Source organism: Cellulosimicrobium cellulans, assembly GCF_006539945.1.
In the GTDB taxonomy this organism is placed as follows: Bacteria; Actinomycetota; Actinomycetes; order Actinomycetales; family Cellulomonadaceae; genus Cellulosimicrobium; species Cellulosimicrobium cellulans.
In genome coordinates this window covers 34,455-52,319 of record NZ_BJNZ01000034.1, presented here as the reverse complement: position 1 = coordinate 52,319, position 17,865 = coordinate 34,455, and the positions used below count along the sequence as shown (strand labels likewise).

Annotated in this window: 13 protein-coding genes; 9 read left to right on the top strand and 4 right to left on the bottom strand. The window is 73.6% G+C overall.

All coding sequences use genetic code 11. The features are described from left to right. Nucleotides 1–191 precede the first annotated feature (191 nt). Complete coding sequence (locus CCE02nite_RS18560) at nucleotides 192–1,109, top strand: LysR family transcriptional regulator (RefSeq protein ID WP_141391078.1); 918 nt, start codon at nucleotides 192–194, stop codon at nucleotides 1,107–1,109. A gap of 87 nt (nucleotides 1,110–1,196) precedes the next feature. Here the strand turns inward: CCE02nite_RS18560 and CCE02nite_RS18555 are convergent, their stop codons facing one another. Beyond that, on the bottom strand, nucleotides 1,197–1,592 hold the full coding sequence (locus tag CCE02nite_RS18555) for a YybH family protein (protein ID WP_255318967.1): 396 nt from the start codon (nucleotides 1,590–1,592) through the stop codon (nucleotides 1,197–1,199). Nucleotides 1,593–1,738: 146 nt separating this feature from the next. On the opposite strand from CCE02nite_RS18555, the gene CCE02nite_RS18550 reads away from it, so the two are divergent. Both CCE02nite_RS18550 and CCE02nite_RS18545 read left to right on the top strand, forming a co-directional pair. Next, nucleotides 1,739–2,200, top strand: a complete 462-nt coding sequence (locus CCE02nite_RS18550) for a tRNA (cytidine(34)-2'-O)-methyltransferase (RefSeq protein WP_141391088.1) — start codon at nucleotides 1,739–1,741, stop codon at nucleotides 2,198–2,200. Between the two features lie 119 nt (nucleotides 2,201–2,319). Continuing rightward, the gene (locus tag CCE02nite_RS18545) at nucleotides 2,320–2,652 is read left to right on the top strand and encodes a hypothetical protein (RefSeq protein ID WP_141391077.1); all 333 of its coding nucleotides are present in this window, start codon (nucleotides 2,320–2,322) and stop codon (nucleotides 2,650–2,652) included. A gap of 101 nt (nucleotides 2,653–2,753) precedes the next feature. Here CCE02nite_RS18545 and CCE02nite_RS18540 read toward each other — a convergent pair whose 3' ends face one another. Together CCE02nite_RS18540 and xylA are read right to left on the bottom strand one after the other, a co-directional pair. Further along, the gene (locus CCE02nite_RS18540; RefSeq protein ID WP_141391076.1) at nucleotides 2,754–4,349 is read right to left on the bottom strand and encodes a xylulokinase; all 1,596 of its coding nucleotides are present in this window, start codon (nucleotides 4,347–4,349) and stop codon (nucleotides 2,754–2,756) included. 1 nt (nucleotide 4,350) lies between these two features. After that, nucleotides 4,351–5,532, bottom strand: coding sequence for a xylose isomerase (gene xylA, locus CCE02nite_RS18535; protein WP_141391075.1), 1,182 nt, complete (start codon nucleotides 5,530–5,532; stop codon nucleotides 4,351–4,353). Between the two features lie 102 nt (nucleotides 5,533–5,634). Between xylA and CCE02nite_RS18530 the strand changes: the two genes are divergently transcribed. Beyond that, nucleotides 5,635–6,864: an ROK family transcriptional regulator gene (locus CCE02nite_RS18530; RefSeq protein ID WP_255318966.1), complete on the top strand. Its 1,230-nt coding sequence runs from the start codon at nucleotides 5,635–5,637 to the stop codon at nucleotides 6,862–6,864. A 334-nt stretch (nucleotides 6,865–7,198) separates the two neighbouring features. On the opposite strand, the gene CCE02nite_RS18525 is transcribed toward CCE02nite_RS18530, so the two are convergent. Then, nucleotides 7,199–8,266, bottom strand: coding sequence for a LacI family DNA-binding transcriptional regulator (locus CCE02nite_RS18525; protein ID WP_218027159.1), 1,068 nt, complete (start codon nucleotides 8,264–8,266; stop codon nucleotides 7,199–7,201). Between the two features lie 175 nt (nucleotides 8,267–8,441). On the opposite strand from CCE02nite_RS18525, the gene CCE02nite_RS18520 reads away from it, so the two are divergent. The 5 genes from CCE02nite_RS18520 to CCE02nite_RS18500 all read left to right on the top strand — a co-directional run bounded on the left by CCE02nite_RS18520 (nucleotide 8,442) and on the right by CCE02nite_RS18500 (nucleotide 17,818). Continuing rightward, on the top strand, nucleotides 8,442–9,380 hold the full coding sequence (locus CCE02nite_RS18520; protein ID WP_141391073.1) for a carbohydrate ABC transporter permease: 939 nt from the start codon (nucleotides 8,442–8,444) through the stop codon (nucleotides 9,378–9,380). 2 nt (nucleotides 9,381–9,382) lie between these two features. After that, nucleotides 9,383–10,339 (top strand): carbohydrate ABC transporter permease, encoded by a 957-nt coding sequence (locus CCE02nite_RS18515; protein WP_141391072.1) that lies wholly within the window; start codon nucleotides 9,383–9,385, stop codon nucleotides 10,337–10,339. A gap of 100 nt (nucleotides 10,340–10,439) precedes the next feature. Continuing rightward, nucleotides 10,440–11,780, top strand: coding sequence for an ABC transporter substrate-binding protein (locus CCE02nite_RS18510; RefSeq protein WP_141391071.1), 1,341 nt, complete (start codon nucleotides 10,440–10,442; stop codon nucleotides 11,778–11,780). Between the two features lie 108 nt (nucleotides 11,781–11,888). Next, nucleotides 11,889–14,045 (top strand): beta-galactosidase, encoded by a 2,157-nt coding sequence (locus tag CCE02nite_RS18505; RefSeq protein ID WP_141391070.1) that lies wholly within the window; start codon nucleotides 11,889–11,891, stop codon nucleotides 14,043–14,045. 173 nt (nucleotides 14,046–14,218) lie between these two features. Further along, nucleotides 14,219–17,818 (top strand): RICIN domain-containing protein, encoded by a 3,600-nt coding sequence (locus tag CCE02nite_RS18500; RefSeq protein WP_141391069.1) that lies wholly within the window; start codon nucleotides 14,219–14,221, stop codon nucleotides 17,816–17,818. Nucleotides 17,819–17,865: the final 47 nt, after the last annotated feature.

Genomic DNA, 17,865 nt, shown 5'->3' with positions numbered 1-17,865 from the left:
CGCCGGGCCGACCCGCGCGCCGGGGGCGGCCCGGGGGCGAGGCCCGCTGCCGGGGCAGCCGAACCGGCGGCGTCGACGGGTGCGGTCGTCGGGGTCTCGGGTGCGGTCACGCACCGATCGTCGCCCGTCGCACCGTTCAGCACCAGCGATTTCTTCTACCGCTCGATTCAGTGCGGCTGTAGCGTGGGACCGTGCTCGACGTCCACCGCCTGCGCGTCTTCCGCTCCGTCGTCGCGAGCGGGTCGGTCCAGGCTGCCGCGGCCGCGCTCGGGTACACGCCGTCCGCCGTGAGCCAGCACGTCGCCGCGCTCCAGCGCGAGACCGGCCTGACGCTCCTCGAACGGGCCGGCCGCGGCGTGCGGCCCACCGCGTCAGGGCTCGCGCTCGCCGCCCAGGCCGACGGCGTGCTCGCGCGGCTCGGCGAGGCCGAGGCCGTCGTCGCGGACCTGCGGGCCGGGCGCACCGGGTCGCTGTCCGTCGCCTACTTCGCCTCGGTCGGCGCCGCGTGGCTGCCGCAGGTCGTGCGCCGCCTCACGGCGGACTTCCCCGGCGTCCGGATCGACCTCGAGCTGCGCGAGACCATCCCCGACGACCCCGACGCGCGCGCGGACGTGCAGCTCGTCGTCGCCCCGCGCGGGTTCGACCCGGGCGGCGGCTTCCGCTCGCACCACCTGCTCGACGACCCGTACGTCGTCGTGCTGCGCGACGACCACCCCCTGGCGTCCCGCGGCGAGGTCGAGCTCGCCGAGCTGCGCGACGAGCGCTGGGTCGACAACGACTTCGCGCGCGGCTGGTGCCGCCGCACCCTCGTCGAGGCGTGCACGGCCGCCGGGTTCAGCCCGCCGTTCCACGTCGAGGCGCACGACTACCCCACGGCGATCGCGTTCGTCGGCGCCGGGGTCGGCCTCACGGTCCTGCCCGCGCTCGGCGCCGCGCACCTGCCCCCCGGGCTCGTGGCGGTCCCGGTGGTCCGGCCCGCCCCGGTGCGCTCGATCCACGCGGTGCTGCGCGACGCCGTCGTGGGCACGCCCCCGGCCCGGGCCGTCCTCGACACGCTGCACGAGGTCGCGCGGGCGCGTGTCGATCTGGTGGGTTCCCGTTCGACCTGAGGAGGAGAGGGTCGTGAGGTCACGCAGACACCAGTGTGACGACGACGAGAGAGGGACCGGTCGGCGATCCGGCGCGTCCGTGCGGCGCTACGACCCGTCCGACGCCGTGAACGACCGGCCCGGCCAGTACGGCCACTCCTCGAAGTGCTCGACGCGCCCGTCCGGGGCGAACCGGAGCACCCACAGGTCGCGGTACTCCTGCTCCTCGGGCGCGAGGTAGCGGACCTCGAGGCGCACGACGGCGTCGTGGCCCTCGGTCGCGACGGGCTCCGCGGTCACGGTGAAGGTCGCGCCCTCGTCCGCGGTCCAGAAGCCGCGGATCGCGTCGTGCCCGCGCAACGGCTCCTCGTCGTACGGCGAGCGCAGGTACGTCGCGTCCGGGGTGAACAGCCGCTCGACGGCGGCCGTGTCGCTCGCGCGCCACGCCTCCTCGTACGCGGCGACCCAGGCCATCACGGCGTCGCGGTGGACGGTCACGGGCACGGGAGCCTCCTCGGTCGGTCGTCGACGACAGCATCGACGCTACCCTCGCCCGACGCTGCGAGAATCGGTGCGTGAGCGAGACCCCCGACCCCGGCACCGACTGGCGACCGCACGTCGCCGACCCGGCCGCCCGACCGCCGTCGACCCTGCCCCACGTGGTGTTCTACGAGCCGCGCATCCCCGGCAACACGGGCAACGCGATCCGCCTCGCCGCGGTGACCGGGGCGCGCCTGCACCTCGTCGAGCCGCTCGGCTTCGACCTGGACGAGCCCAAGCTGCGTCGCGCGGGCCTCGACTACCACGACCTCGCGAGCGTGGAGGTCCACGCGGACCTGGACGCCGCGCTCGCGACCCTGCCGGGCCGGGTGCTCGCGTTCACGACGCGCGCGACGACGTCGTTCACGGACGTGACCTACCGGCCCGACGACGTCCTGCTGTTCGGCCCCGAGCCGACGGGCCTGCCCGACGACGTGCTCGCCCACGAGCGGATCACCGACCAGCTCAAGATCCCCATGCTGCCCGGGCGCCGCTCGCTCAACCTCACCAACGCGGCCTCGATCGCCGTCTACGAGGCGTGGCGGCAGACGGGCTTCGCCGGGGGCGCGTGAGGGAGACCGCGTACCGGGTACGGGTCACGAGCCGGGTTTTCCCGGATGCCGGGGCGCGGCGCGACGAGGTGGACTGGGGCCGGGCCGGGCAGGCCCACCACCCCGAGCGAAGGAGCTCCATGCGAACCACACGCCAGCGCGCCCTGGTCGTCTCCGCCCTCGTCGCCGCGGCCGTCGCCGTGGCACCGTCCGCGGCAGCCGCGCCGTACGACGGCGGACCCTGCACGTTCGACGTGACCCGGACCGGGAACGTCTTCACCGTCAGCGCGGGCACGTGCGACTGGGTGCTGCTCGAGGTCTACGGCTCCGCCTACGGGATGAACCTCGACCGGTCGGTCTCGACGACGTCGGTCGCGTCGGTGGAGATCGCCGGACCGGTCTGGGGCGTCACCGGTGCCGCCGCGGTCGGCCGCAAGGCCGGCGTGACGGGCCCCGTCGTCCGCATCCTCTGACCACCCACCTCCTGCCCCCGCTGAGTGCATGAAATAGTCGCGTCCGGGGGCCTCGGACGCGACTAATTCATGCACCCAGCGGGGAGCGGGGTGGGTCCGGGTCAGACCAGGTCGCGCACCGCCGCGTACTGCTCGCGGATCGCGGGGACCGGGTCGGCCTCGACCACCGTGGCCGACGACGCGGCCCAGGTGGGCGGGGCGACGTCCGCCCCGGAGCCGCCCGCCTCGTGCGCGGCGAGGACCCACGCCGCCTGGCGCGCGGCGCCGTCGGCCACGTACTCCCCGGGCTCGGGGACCGTGACGGGCAGGCCGAGGACCTGCGGCGCGATGCGCCGGACCGCCTCGGACTGCGCGCCGCCGCCGATGAGCTGCACGCGCTCGACCCGCACGCCGAGCGCCCGGAGCGCGTCGAGCCCGTCCGCGAGGCCGCACAGCATGCCCTCGACGTACGCGCGCGCGAGGTGCTCCGGCGTCGACGTGCCGAGCCGGATGCCGTGCAGCGTGCCCGACGCGTCGGGCCGGTTGGGCATGCGCTCGCCCTCCAGGTACGGCACGAGCACGAGCCCGTCCGCGCCGGGGGGCGCCCCGAGCGCGAGCCGCGACAGCCCCGCGTGGTCGACGCCGAGCACGGCGCGCGCCGCGTCGAGCACCCGGCTCGCGTTGAGCGTCACCGCGAGCAGGAGGTACCGGCCCGTCGCGTCGGAGAACCCGTTGACGAGGCCTGAGCCGTCGGCGGTGCGGTCGTCGGTCACGGCGGACACGACGCCCGACGTCCCGATCGACACCGCGACGTCGCCCGCGACCATGCCCAGCCCGAGGGCCGCGCCCGCGTTGTCGCCCGCTCCGGGGCCGAGCAGCGTGCCGCCCTCGACGACCGCACCGGCGACCGAGGCGTGCGCGACGCCCGCCGTCGCGGCGGGAGCGACGACGCGCGGCAGCACGACGTCGGTACGACCGAACGCGAGCTCCAGCAGGTCGAGGCGGTAGGCGCCCCGTCCGTCGGGCCCGTCGCCCCGCGTCGCGTCGTAGTAGCCCGTGCCCGACGCGTCGGACGCGTCGGTGACGAGGGCGTCGAGGTCCGGGCCGAGCGGCGCGGACTCGTCGCCCGCCGGGCCGTACCCCGCGATGCGCCACGTGAGCCAGTCGTGCGGCAGCGCGACGGCGGCGACGCGCGCCGCGTTCTCCGGCTCGGCGTCGCGCAGCCAGCGCAGCTTCGTCACGGTGAGCGACGCGACCGGCACGGACCCGATCGCGTCGGCCCACGCCTGCGCGCCCGCCTCGGTCGCGGACTCGACCCGGTCGTGGGCGTCGGGGACGCCCTCGGCGAGCCGGGCCTCGCCGAGCTCGCGGATCAGGTCGCGCGCCGCCGGGGCCGAGCGCGTGTCGTTCCACAGGAGCGCGTCGCGCACGACCTTGCCGTCCGCGTCGAGCGCGACGAGGCCGTGCTGCTGGCCGCCGACGGCGAGCGCCGCGACGTCGTCGAGCCCGCCCGCCGCGGACGCGGCCTCGCGGAACGCGTCCCACCAGGCGTCGGGGTGGACCTCCGTGCCGTCGGGGTGCTTGGCCGAGCCCGTGCGCACGAGCGCGCCGGTCGCGGCGTCGCGCACGACGACCTTGCAGGACTGCGTGGACGTGTCGACGCCGGCGACGAGCGTGCGCTCGCCGCCGGCGTCGGACGTCCTGGCGTCGGTCGTCACCTCAGCCGATCAGGTGCTCGAGCGCGAGCTGGTTGAGCCGCACGAAGCCGAAGTCGCGGTTCGCCGCCGCGTCGACGTCGAACTCCTCGTACGCGCTGCGGTCCGCGAGGAGGTCGGCCACGGACTCGCCCTCGCCCAGCGTGGACTGACCGAGCTCGAACACGCCGGAGTGCGCGAACGCCTCCTGGACGCGGCTGTCGGCGCGGTACGCCGCGGCCTTGCGCGCGAGCAGACGGTAGGTCTCCATGTTGGCGCGCGCGGAGTCCCACACGCCGACCTCGTTCTCGGTGCGCGACGGCTTGTAGTCGAAGTGGCGCGGACCCGTGTACGTGGGGCCGCCGTTCGGGAAGCCGTTCTCGAGCAGGTCGACCGTGAAGAACGCCGAGAGCAGGTCGCCGTGCCCGAACACGAGGTCCTGGTCGAACTTGATCGAGCGCTGGCCGTTGAGGTCGATGTGGAAGAGCTTGCCCGCCCACAGCGCCTGCGCGAGGCCGTGCGTGTAGTTGAGGCCCGCCATCTGCTCGTGGCCCGTCTCCGGGTTGAGGCCCACGATGTCGCCGTTGTCGAGCTTGGCGATGAGGCCGAGCGCGTGGCCGATGGTCGGCAGGAAGATGTCGCCGCGGGGCTCGTTCGGCTTGGGCTCGAGCGCGATCTTGAGGTCGTAGCCCTTCTCCTTGATGTACGCCGCGGTGAGGTCGAGGCCCTCGGCGTAGCGCTCGTGCGCGGAGTGCAGGTCCTTGGCGCCGTCGTACTCGGTGCCCTCGCGGCCACCCCACATGACGAACGTCTTGGCGCCCAGCTCGGCCGTGAGGTCGACGTTGCGCAGCACCTTGCGCAGCGCGTAGCGGCGCACGCCGCGGTCGTTCGACGTGAGGCCGCCGTCCTTGAACACGGGGTGGCTGAACAGGTTCGTCGTCACCATCTCGATGACGAGGCCCGTGTCCTGCGCGGCCTGGCGCACCGCGTCGAGGCGCTTGGTGCGCTCGGCGTCGTCCGCGCCGAACGGCACGACGTCGTCGTCGTGGAACGTGAAGCCCCACGCGCCGAGGTCGGCCAGACGGCGCACGGACTCGGCCGGGTCGAGCGCGGGACGGCTCGCGCTGCCGAACTGGTCCTGCGCGGTCCAGCCCACGGTCCACAGACCGAAGGAGAAGTTGATGTCCTGAGTGGTCTCGTCGGCCACGGTGGTCTCCTCGTCGAGAGGGCCGTGACGCGATCGTCGCGTCGACGGCCTATTTTTGTCTTACGGATGAACTTATCCGCCCGGGTCGGTAAGGTCAAGACCGTGAACCGCAGCGTCGCGACCCGCACGGGTCCCCCAGCAGCCCGGCAGGCCACGCTGCGCGAGCACAACCTCGCCCTCGTAGCCCGCGCGGTCTTCGAGTCCGCCCAGCCCTGCTCGCGCGCCGACATCGCCGCGGCGAGCGGCCTCACGCGGGCGACCGTCTCGACCCTCGTCGACCGGCTCGTCGCCGCGGGCATCGTCGCCGAGCTCCCGCCGGCGACCCCGCAGCGCGCCGGACGGCCCGCCGTCCCCCTCGCGCCCGCACCGCGCTCCCTCGTCGGGCTCGGCCTCGAGGTGAACGTCGACTACCTCGGCGGCCGCGTGCTCGACCTCACCGGCGCCGTCGTCGCCGAGCACGTCGACCCGGACGACCTGCACGACAGCGACCCCGCCGAGGTGCTCGCCCGGCTCGGGCGCATCGCGCAGGACCTCCTCACGGCCGTCCGCGCCGACGGCATGACGGTCGCGGGAGCCCGCCTCGCCCTCCCCGGCCTCGTCGACACGCGCGCCGGGCGGCTCGAGGTCGCGCCCAACCTCGGCTGGTCCCACCTCGACCCCGTCCGACTCCTCGGGCTCGGCCCCGACGTCGCCGTCGAGATCGGCAACGAGGCCAAGCTCGCCGCGCTCGCCCAGGCGAGCCGCGGCGTCGTGCCCGACGACGCCTCGGACCCTGCGCCGTCGACCTACCTCTACGTGTCCGGCGACGTCGGCATCGGCTCCGCGATCGTCGTCGACCGCCGGCTCTTCCACGGTCGCCACGGCTGGACGGGCGAGGTCGGGCACGTCGTCGTGGACCCGCGCGGCCCGCGCTGCCGCTGCGGCGCGACCGGCTGCCTCGAGCAGTACGCGGGCAAGGACGCGCTCCTGCGCGGGGCGGGACTTCCGGTCGACGCCCCCACCGAGACGCTCGTCGCCGCGCTCGACGCCGCGGAGCCCGCCGCGCTCGCCGTCGTCGAGCAGGCCGGGACCGCGCTCGGCAGCGCGCTCGCCGACTACGTGAACCTCGTCGACATCGACACGGTCCTGCTCGGCGGCATCTACCCCGCGCTCCTGCCGTACCTGCGCGCCGCGGCCGAGGCCGAGCTGCGCACGCGCGTCCTCGCCGCCCCGTGGACGGACGTCGTCCTCCTCCCCGCCCCGGTCGGCGACCACGCGGCCCTCACCGGCGGCGCGCGCGAGGTCCTGCGCGCCGTCGTCGAGGACCCGAGCGCCTGGGTCGCGGACGACTGACCCGTTCGCCGAGGCAGATCCCTGGTCACGCGAGGTAGAACCTGGTCGGGTCTCACGCGCGTGGTCGGGTCCGCGGCGGGGGTGGTCTCGGTGCTCAGGGCTGCCGCGCCGTCACCGTGGTCTTTCGGGTAGGGGGTTCTCGGAGCGCGGCTCTTACGCCCCTTCGCACCACCACCCACCCCGACCACCCCAGGTGACCAGACCGCCGTCGGGCAACGTGACCACGGCTCTACCTCGCGCAACCACGGCTCTACCTCGCGCGACCACGGCTCTACCTCGCGCGACCAGGGCTCTACCTCGCGCGACCAGGGCTCTACCTCGCGCGACCAGGGTTCTACCTCGGGGGCGGGGCGGTGCTCGCGCGCTCGACGAGGCGGGTCGGGACGAGGCGGGTGCCGGTCTCGTAGACGCCCTCGCGGACCTGTCGGAGCACCTGCTCGACGAGCCGACGTCCGACCTCGGCGAAGTCCTGGTGGACCGTCGTGAGCGGGGGCAGGAACTCGCTGGACTCGGGCAGGTCGTCGAACCCGACGACGCTCACGTCCTCGGGTACGCGCCGGCCCGAGTCGTGCAGGGCGCGCACGAGCCCGAGGGCCATCTGGTCGTTGGCGACGAAGACCGCGGTGACGTCGCCGCGCTGCGCGAGGCGCAGCCCGGCCTCGTAACCGGACGACGGCGACCAGTCGCCCCGCTCGATGGGCGGCACGTCGCGCCCGGCCTCCTCGAGCGTGGCGCGCCAGGCGGAGGTGCGGCGCTCTGCCGCGAACGAGAGCGCGGGGCCGGCGAGGTGGTGCACCGTCTCGTGGCCAAGGTCGAGCAGGTGCTGCACGGCCTGGCGCGTGCCGTCGGCCTGGTCGGTGTCCACGACGGCATAGCTCTCGCCCGCGTCGGAGTCCGCGACGACGACCTGGACGCCGGGCGGCAGGCTGACGCGCGCGACGTCGAGGAGGTGGACCTCCATGAGCAGGATGATCGCGTCGACGGCGAGCTCGCCCAGGCGCGTGAACGCGCCGTGCACGCCGTCCTGCGTCGGCGCGGCGACGGGGATGACGGTGATGGCGTAGCCCTCGACGGCAGCGGACGTCGCGATGGCCTCGAGCGTGCGGACGTTCCCCGTGGTCGCGAGCGAGAAGAGGATGACGCCGATGGTGCGGAAGGAGCCGCTCTTGAGCGCACGGGCGGCGCTGTTGGGCCGGTAGCCGAGCTCGGTCATGGCCTCGAGCACGCGCGAGCGCGTCGCCTCGACGACGCCCGGGTGCCCGTTGGAGACGCGGGAGACGGTCTGCGCGGAGACCCCGGCGACGCGTGCGACGTCGGCCATCGAGACGCGCCGTGCCGTGCGGACGGCAGCTCCCCCGGTGCGCGTCAGGGCGGGGGTCTCGTCGTCGAGCCCGTCGGTCATGGCGTCCTCGTCCTCGTGGTGTCGGCACAGTACCTGGGCCGGACCGACATCGTGGCCGGTCACGGACCAGCGTAGGCGATGTTTGCGTAAACACCGAACCTCGTGCCATGCTCATGTTTACGCAAACACCGGCGACGACCGACGTCGCCGTCCCCCGATGACGAGGACCCCCAGCATGACGACGACGTCCCCACCCGTGGCAGGGCACCGGCCACCGGTCGGCGCTCCTTCGTCCCTCCCGCCCCGGCGCCGACGACGCTCGTGGACCGGATGGGGCTTCGTGGGGCCGTTCATGGCGGTCTTCGCGCTCGTGTTCCTCGCGCCGATCGCCTACTCGATCTACCTCAGCCTGTTCCGCACCCAGATGGTGGGCGGCACGCAGTTCGTCGGGTTCGAGAACTACGCCCGCGCGTTCTCCGACCCGCAGTTCTGGTCGGGCGTCTCGCGCGTCGGACTGTTCCTCGTGGTCCAGGTGCCCATCATGCTCGGCATCGCCCTGCTCGTCGCGCTCGCGATCGACTCCGGGCGCCTCTACGGGCGCAACTTCTTCCGGATCTCGATCTTCCTCCCCTACGCCGTCCCGGCCGTCGTCGCGACGCTCATGTGGGGATTCATGTACGGGACGCGGTTCGGCCTCGTCGCGAACATCAACGACGCTCTCGGGACGTCGATCGCGAACCCGCTGTCCCCGGACTGGGTGCTGCTGTCGATCGGCAACATCGTGACCTGGGAGTTCGTGGGCTACAACATGCTCATCTTCTACTCGGCGCTGCGCGTCGTGCCCACGTCGCTCTACGAGGCGGCCGAGCTCGACGGGGCGTCCCAGTGGCAGGTCGTGCGGGCCATCAAGATCCCCGCGATCCGCGGCTCGCTCGTCATCGCCACGATCTTCTCGATCATCGGCTCGTTCCAGCTCTTCAACGAGCCGAGCATCCTGCAGAGCCTCGCGCCGAACGCCATCACGACGTACTTCACCCCGAACCTGTACGCGTACTCGCTGTCGTTCTCCGGCCAGCAGTACAACTACTCGGCGACCGTCGCCATCATCATGGGCGTCCTCACGATGATCGTGGCCTACGTCGTCCAGCTGCGCGGCATGCGCAAGGAGGCCTGACGATGACCGCCACGACCCCCTCGACCCCGGCGGTCCCCGCCGCGTCCCGCACGACGACGAGCGCCACGACGCGCAAGCCCGTGCGCCTGCGCTCGCGCGCCCCGCACAGCGTCGCCCGCCCGCGCCGCAGCGTCCTCATGACCGTCCTGGCCGGGATCGTCCTGCTCTACGCGCTCGTGCCGCTGTTCTGGCTCGTCGTCAACGCGTCCAAGACGCAGTCGAGCCTGTTCTCCTCGTTCGGGCTCTGGTTCAGCGGTGACTTCGCGCTGTTCGACAACATCGCGCGCACGCTGACCTACGACGACGGCATCTTCGGCCGCTGGTTCGCCAACACGCTCCTGTACGTCGTGCTCGGGGCCGGCGGCGCGACCTTCCTGGCCGTGCTCGGCGGCTACGCGCTCGCCAAGTTCGACTTCCCGGGCAAGCGCGGAGTCTTCGCGACCGTCATCGGCGCGGTCGCCGTCCCGGGCACCGCGCTCGCCGTCCCGACCTTCCTCATGTTCAGCCAGATGGGCCTCACCAACACCCCGTGGGCCGTCATCATCCCGTCGCTCATCTCGCCGTTCGGCCTCTACCTCATGTGGGTGTTCGCGGCCGAGTCGATCCCGACGGAGCTGCTCGAGGCCGCGCGCATGGACGGCTCGAGCGAGGGCCGCACGTTCTTCCAGGTCTCCCTGCCCCTGCTCGCCCCCGGGATCGTCACCGTCCTGCTCTTCACCATGGTCGCGACCTGGAACAACTACTTCCTGCCGCTGATCATGCTCAAGGACCCCGACTGGTACCCCCTGACGCTCGGCCTCAACGCGTGGAACGCGCAGGCCGCGACCGCCGGCGGCGAGGCGATCTTCGACCTCGTGATCACCGGTTCGCTGCTGACGATCCTCCCGCTCGTCGCCGCCTTCCTGCTCCTCCAGCGCTACTGGCAGTCCGGCCTCGCGGCCGGGTCCGTCAAGGAGTGACCCGCCGCCCGGGCGCCCGCTCCTGCGCGGCCCGCCCGGTCACCGGCCCCCCGACCCCACCCCGCCCGATCCGTCTGACGACGAAGTGAGAGGAACCCTCATGTCCATCCGTACCACCCGCGCCCTGCGCGCCGTCGCCGCCACCGGCGTCGTCGCGCTGGCCCTGGCCGCCTGCAGCTCCGGCGGCGGCAACGACTCCGGCGCGGACGCCGGCTCGGCCGACGACGTCGCGGCGGCTCTCGAGGAGGGCGGCAGCCTCACGGTGTGGGCCTGGGAGCCCACGCTCGAGCAGGTCGTCACCGACTTCGAGGCGAAGTACCCGAACGTCGACGTCGAGCTCGTCAACGCCGGCACCGGCAACGACCAGTACACGGCGCTCCAGAACGCGATCGCGGCCGGCAAGGGCGTGCCCGACGTCGCGCAGGTCGAGTACTACGCGCTCCCGCAGTTCGCGCTCTCGGACGCCGTCGCCGACCTGTCCTCGTTCGGCGCCGACGAGCTCGACGGGACGTTCACGCCCGGCCCGTGGAGCGCGGTCCAGCAGGGCGAGGGCATCTACGGCCTGCCCATGGACTCCGGCCCCATGGCCCTCTTCTACAACGAGGAGGTCTTCACGCAGCACGGCATCGAGGTGCCGACGACGTGGGACGGCTTCGTCGAGGCTGCGCGCGCCCTGCACGCGGCCGACCCGAACGTCTACATCACGAACGACACGGGCGACGCGGGCTTCACGACCTCCCTCATCTGGCAGGCCGGCGGCCAGCCGTTCCAGGTCGACGGCACCGACGTGACCATCGACCTCGCGGACGAGGGCAGCACGAAGTTCGCCGAGACCTGGCAGACGCTCATCGACGAGGACCTGCTCGCGCCGGTCAGCTCGTGGAGCGACGAGTGGTACCAGGGCCTCGGCAACGGCACCATCGCGACGCTCGCGATCGGCGCGTGGATGCCCGCGAACCTCGAGTCGGGCGTGCCCGACGGCGCCGGCAAGTGGCGCGTCGCCCCGCTCCCGCAGTGGGAGGAGGGCGCGTCCGCGAGCGCCGAGAACGGCGGCTCCGCGCTGTCCGTCCCGGCCGCGAGCACGAACCAGGCGCTCGCCTACGGCTTCCTCGAGTACGCGAACGCGGGCGACGGCGTGCAGGCGCGCGTCGACGGCGGCGCGTTCCCGGCCACGACGGCCGAGCTGGAGTCCGACGAGTTCCAGGGCTACGAGTCCGAGTACTTCGGCGGCCAGAAGATCAACGAGGTCCTCGCGCAGTCGGCGTCCGACGTCGTCGAGGGCTGGTCGTACCTGCCCTTCCAGGTCTACGCGAACTCGATCTTCAACGACACGGTCGGCCAGGCGTACGTCTCGGGCACGACCCTCGCCGACGGCCTGAAGGCCTGGCAGGACGCGTCCGCGAAGTACGGCGCCGAGCAGGGCTTCACCGTCAACGAGTGACCTGCCCCCACGGTCGCGTGGTCGTGCCGCCCGGCACGACCACGCGACCCCCCCCCACCGGCGGCGCACCGCGCCGCCCACCGCTCTGCGAGCATCTGAGGAGCCTGCATGTCCACCCCCACCCCGTTCCGCTGGCTGCGCCGTCCCGGGCCGCACACGCCGCCGGGCACGACGGCCGCGGTCGTCGGAGCGACCGACGCGTACGCGCCGTCGGGCCTGTCCTACGGCGCGGACTACAACCCGGACCAGTGGCCGCGCGAGGTCTGGGACGAGGACGTGCGCCTCATGCGCGAGGCGGGCGTCACGGTGGTCTCGCTCGCGATCTTCTCGTGGGCGCGGATCCAGCCGACGGAGCACACGTGGGACTTCGCGTGGCTCGACGAGATCATGGACCTGCTCCACGCGAACGGCATCACCGTCGACCTCGCGACGGCGACGGCCTCGCCGCCGCCGTGGCTCACGACGAAGCACCCCGAGATCCTGCCGCAGACGCGCACGGGCGAGACGCTGTGGCCCGGCGCGCGCCAGCAGTGGCGCCCGACGTCGCCGATCTTCCGGTCGCACGCGCTGCACCTCGTGGAGCGCATGGCCGAGCGGTACGGGGACCACCCGGCGCTCGTCGCCTGGCACGTCTCCAACGAGCTGGGCTGCCACAACGTCGACGACTTCTCCGACGACGCCGCCGCGGCCTTCCGGGCGTGGCTGCGCGAGCGCTACACGACCCTCGACGCGCTGAACGACGCGTGGGGCACGGCGTTCTGGTCGCAGCGGTACAGCGCGTGGGAGCAGCTCCTCCCGCCGCGCCTCGCGGCGTCGCACCCGAACCCGACGCAGCAGCTCGACTTCAAGCGCTTCTCGTCCGACGCGCTGCGGCAGTACCTGCGCGCGGAGGCCCAGATCCTGCGCCGCATGACGCCGGACGTCCCCGTGACGACGAACTTCATGGTCATGGGCGAGACGAAGGGCATGGACTACGCCGCCTGGGCGGACGAGCTCGACTTCGTCTCCAACGACCACTACGTGCTCCCCGGGCCGCAGGCCCTGGACGAGCTGTCGTTCTCCGCGAACCTCACGGGCGGCATCGCCCGGCACAAGCCGTGGTTCCTCATGGAGCACTCGACGAGCGCGGTGAACTGGCAGCCCGTCAACGTCGCGAAGAAGCCGGGCGAGCTCGCGCGCGACTCGCTCACGCACGTCGCGCACGGCGCCGACGCGGTCTGCTACTTCCAGTGGCGCCAGTCCGCAGCGGGCGCCGAGAAGTACCACTCCGGCATGCTCCCCCACGCGGGCGAGCACTCGCGCCTCTTCCGCGACGTCGTCGCGCTCGGCGCGACGCTGCGCGACCTCGCGCCCGTCGCGGGCAGCGAGCAGAAGCCCGCGCGCGCCGCGATCGTCTTCGACTGGGACTCGTGGTGGACGAGCGAGCTCGACTCCCACCCCACGGACCGGCTGCGCTACCGCCAGGAGGCGCTCGACTGGTACTCGGCGTTCCTCGCGCTCGGCGTGCGCGCCGACGTCGTGCCGACGGCCACGGACCTCGCGGGGTACGACGTCGTCGTGGCGCCCGTGCTGCACGTCGTCCCGACCGACCTGCGCGACCGTCTCACGGCGTTCGTCGAGGGCGGCGGTCACCTCGTGACGACCTACTTCTCCGGCGTCGTCGACCAGGACGACCACGCGTGGCTCGGCGGCTACCCGGGTGCGCTCCGCGACCTGCTCGGCATCCGCGTCGAGGAGTTCGCCCCGCTGCTGGACGGCGAGAGCGCGACGGTCGAGCTTGCCGGCGAGCAGCTCGAGGGAACCCTGTGGACCGAGCCGGTCGACGTCGTCGACCCGGACGTCGAGGTGCTGGGCTGGTACAAGACCGGCGAGCAGGCCGGGCGCGCCGCGGTGACACGACGCACCGTCCGGTCCGGTGACAGCGCGGGCTCCGCCGCGTACGTCTCCACCCGGTTCGGCCGCCTCGGCCTCGTCCCGGTGCTCTCGCGCCTGCTCGACGACGCGGGCGTGCGCAGCGAGCTGCCCGCCGCCGTCCGCGGCGACGTCGAGCTCGCGGTGCGCACCGACGGGACCGACGACTTCTGGTTCCTCGTCAACCGCACGGCGCGCCCGGTCGAGGTGCCCGACGTCGCGGGCGAGGTCCTCGCGGGCCGCCGCCTCGCGCCGTCGGGCACAGACGAGAGCGACGCGGCCGGCGCGCTCCTGCTCGAGCCGCGCGGCGTCGCCGTCGTCCGCCGCCCGTCGGACCCCGCCCCGCCGAGGTAGAGGCCAGGTAGGCCGAGGTAGAGGCCAGGTAGGCCGAGGTAGAGGCCAGGTCATGACCACGCCTCTACCTCGCGAAACCGCGCCTCTACCTCGGCAGACAGATCCCCCGCGGGAACGACCCGCACCCGGTGCACCCCGCCGGTTCGCAGCGACGCGAAGGAGGTGGCTCAGGGATGAGCCCGACCGACACCGACACGACCACGCGGGGTGGACCACCCGGTCCTCGCCGCACGAGCCCGGGCGGCGCGGCCGCCCGCCGGACGGGGGCCCGCGTCGTCGCGGGCCTCGGGGCCGGGGCGCTCGTCGCGGGCTGCGCGCTCGCGACCCTGCCCGCGCAGGCCTCGCCCCTGGGCGCGGTCGCCGCGACCGGCACGGCGCCCGCCGCGGCGGACGCCGCGGGCGTCACCGTGACGCCCGACCCGTCGTACGCGGGCGCGCCGTTCGAGGGCTGGGGCACGAGCCTCGTGTGGTTCGCCAACGCCACGGGCGGCTACCCGGACGAGATCCGCGACCGGCTCGCAGACATGGTGTTCGGCGACGAGGGCCTCAACCTCAACATCGCGCGCTACAACGTCGGCGGCGGCAACGCGCCCGACGTCCCGGACTACCTGCGTGCCGGCGGCGCCGTCGACGGCTGGTGGAAGGCGCCCGAGGGCACGACGCGCACCGACGTCGACTGGTGGGACCCCGAGAACCCGGACCACTGGGACCCCGACGCCGACGCGACGCAGCGCTGGTGGGTCGACCGCATCAAGGACGACGTCACGCACTGGGAGACCTTCAGCAACTCCCCGCCCTGGTTCATGACCGTGAGCGGGTACGTCTCCGGCGGCTTCAGCTCGACCGCGGACCAGCTCAAGACGGAGAGCATCGACGACTTCGCGGCCTACATGGTCGGCGTGACCGAGCGCCTCGAGGACGCGCACGGCATCGAGGTCGACACGATCGACCCGTTCAACGAGCCCAACACCAACTACTGGGGCACCCAGCTCGGCAGCGACGGCAACCCGACCGGGGGTCGCCAGGAGGGTGCCCACATGGGCCCGGCGCTCCATGCGAAGGTCGTCCCGGCGCTCGCAGCCGCGCTCGAGGGCTCCTCGACCGACGCCGTCATCTCGGCGATGGACGAGACCAACCCCGGCACGTTCGCGACCAACTGGAACGCGTACCCGCAGTCCGTCCGCGACCAGGTGTCGCAGCTCAACGTCCACACCTACGGCACGGGCCAGCGCACGACGGTCCGCGACATCGCCAAGGGCGAGGACAAGCCGCTGTGGATGAGCGAGGTCGGCGGCAACTGGAGCTCGACCGGCCAGGACTTCGAGACCATGGAGTCCGGCCTCGGCAGCGCGCAGCACATCGTCGACGACCTGCGCGAGCTGGAGCCGAGCGCGTGGGTGTTCTGGCAGCCGGTCGAGGACTACGCGAACATGGCGCCCGGCGGCGAGAGCGCGAACGGCATGAACTGGGGCGAGATCCAGATCCCGTTCGACTGCACCGCCGAGGACACGCTCGAGACGTGCCCGATCTACACGAACACGAAGTACTGGGCGACCCAGAACTTCACGCACTACATCGAGCCGGGCGACTCGCTGATCCGCTCGGACGACGCCAGCAGCACGGCCGCGGTGTCCGCCGACGGCGGGTCCGCGACGGTCGTGCACGTGAACGCCACGAAGGCCGGGCGCGCCGTGACGCTCGACCTGTCGAAGTTCGGTGCGGTCGGGTCCGATGCGACCGTCACCCCCGTGGTCACGAGCACGGCCGGCTACCTCGTCGAGGGCGAGCCGGTGGCCGTCGAGACGGACGAGAACGGTCCGAGCGCGACGCTCGTCGTGCCGGCCGAGTCCGTGACGACGTTCGTCGTCGACGGCGTCTCGGGCGTCGCGGACGACGCCGCGCTCGTCCAGGACGGTCACGCGTACCGCCTCGACGGCGTGCAGGCGGACCGCTCGCTCGCGCCGTCGGCGTCGGGCACGGGCGTCGTGATCCGCACCGACGCGCCCGTCGCGGAGCAGGCGTGGGAGCTCACCGCGCTCGGCGCCCCCGAGGGCTCCGGCACGCACCGCACGCGCTACGCCGTGACGAACGCTGCCACGGGCCGCCAGCTCGCCGTCGCGGCCGACACGTCCGCCGTCCTCCAGGACGCGCCCGCCGACGTCGCCGACACCCCGCTCGCGGCGCAGTGGATCCTCTCGACGACCGGTGACGGCACCTTCACGCTCGTCAACGCGTCCTCGAAGACCCTCCTCGAGGTCGGCGGCCAGGCGACGGCCGACGGGTCCCCCGTGGGCACGTACCTCGCGAACTCGGGCGTGAACCAGCGCTGGCGGATCGTCGACGAGACGGTCCTGGGCACCGAGCCCGTCCAGGCGTTCACGACGCCGGGCACCGCGCCCGAGCTGCCCGCGACGGTCACGCCCGTCTACCGCGACGGGGCGCGCGGCGCGCTCCCCGTGACCTGGGAGCTCCCGGGCGACGACGCGTGGGCCGAGGCGGGCACCGTCGAGGTCCCGGGCACCGTGGGGACCCCGACCGGCGGCGAGGTCGCCGCGACGGCGACCGTCGTCGTCGACGAGCTCACCTCCACGCTCCCCGCGCGCGCCAAGGCGTACGCGGGCGGCACCCCGGCCCTGCCCGCGACCGTCACCGCGGTCGCCGCGGGCGGTGCAGAGGTCCAGCGCCCCGTGGTGTGGGACGACGCCCCCGCGGGCGCGTACGACGCCGTCGGCGTCGTCGAGCTCACGGGCACGGCCGACGCCGGGTCGGGCGCCACTCTCCCGGCCACCGTCCGCGTCCAGGTCACCGAGGCCGCGTCCGCCAACGGCGCGCTCGCCACGGGCACGACCGCGAGCGCGACGTTCACCGAGCCGGGATACGCCGTCGGGGGCGTCGTCAACGGCAACCTCACGGACAAGGCCTGGTCGAACTGGGTGTCCGGCACCAAGCGGTCGTCCGACACGCTCACGGTCACGCTCCCGGCCGACCGGGACGTCACCGGCGTCGTGACGCGGTTCTGGAAGGACGGGTCCAGCGCGAGCTGGGCGCAGTCCGTCCGGCTCCAGGCCCTCGTGGGCGGCACCTGGACCGACGTGGGCGCGCCCGTCACGGTGGACGCGTCGCCCGACGGCCCGGCGCCGGCCGTCGAGATCCCGGCGGACGTGCGGACGTCGTCCGTGCGCGTCGTCCTCACGGCGCGGGCGAACACCCACATGGTCGTCTCCGAGATCGAGGTCCTCGCCAAGGTGCCGGGCACGGGGACCGACGCCACGGCGTCGGGCATCACCGTGGACGGCGAGCCGCTCGCCGGGTTCGACCCCGCGGTGACGGCGTACGACGTGCCGGTCACGGGTACGGTGCCCGTCGTCGAGGCGGCCGCGCACGACCCGTACGCGACCGTCGCGGTCGAGGCCGCCGACGCCGTGCCCGGGACGACGACGGTGCGCGTCACCGCCGAGGACGGGACGGAGCGGGCGTACGAGCTGCGCTGGACGGCGGACGCCGGCGCGGCGCCGGTGACGGCCGTCGCCGAGACGCGGTGCCTGGCCGGCAAGGTCTACGTCGCGGTCCGCGCCACGAACGACGGCGACGCGCCGCTCGACGTGACGCTCGCGACGCCGTACGGCACGCGGACGTTCACGGGCGTCGCCCCGGGCGCGAACGCGTACCAGTCGTTCGCGTCGCGCGCGGCGTCGGTCCCCGCCGGGACGGCCGTCGTGACGGTCGACGGGTTCGAGCCCGTCGAGGTGGCGTTCGACGCACGCACCTGCTGAGCCGTCCGGCCCCGCCACGGGCCCGGCCGACGTCGTCCGCGACGTCG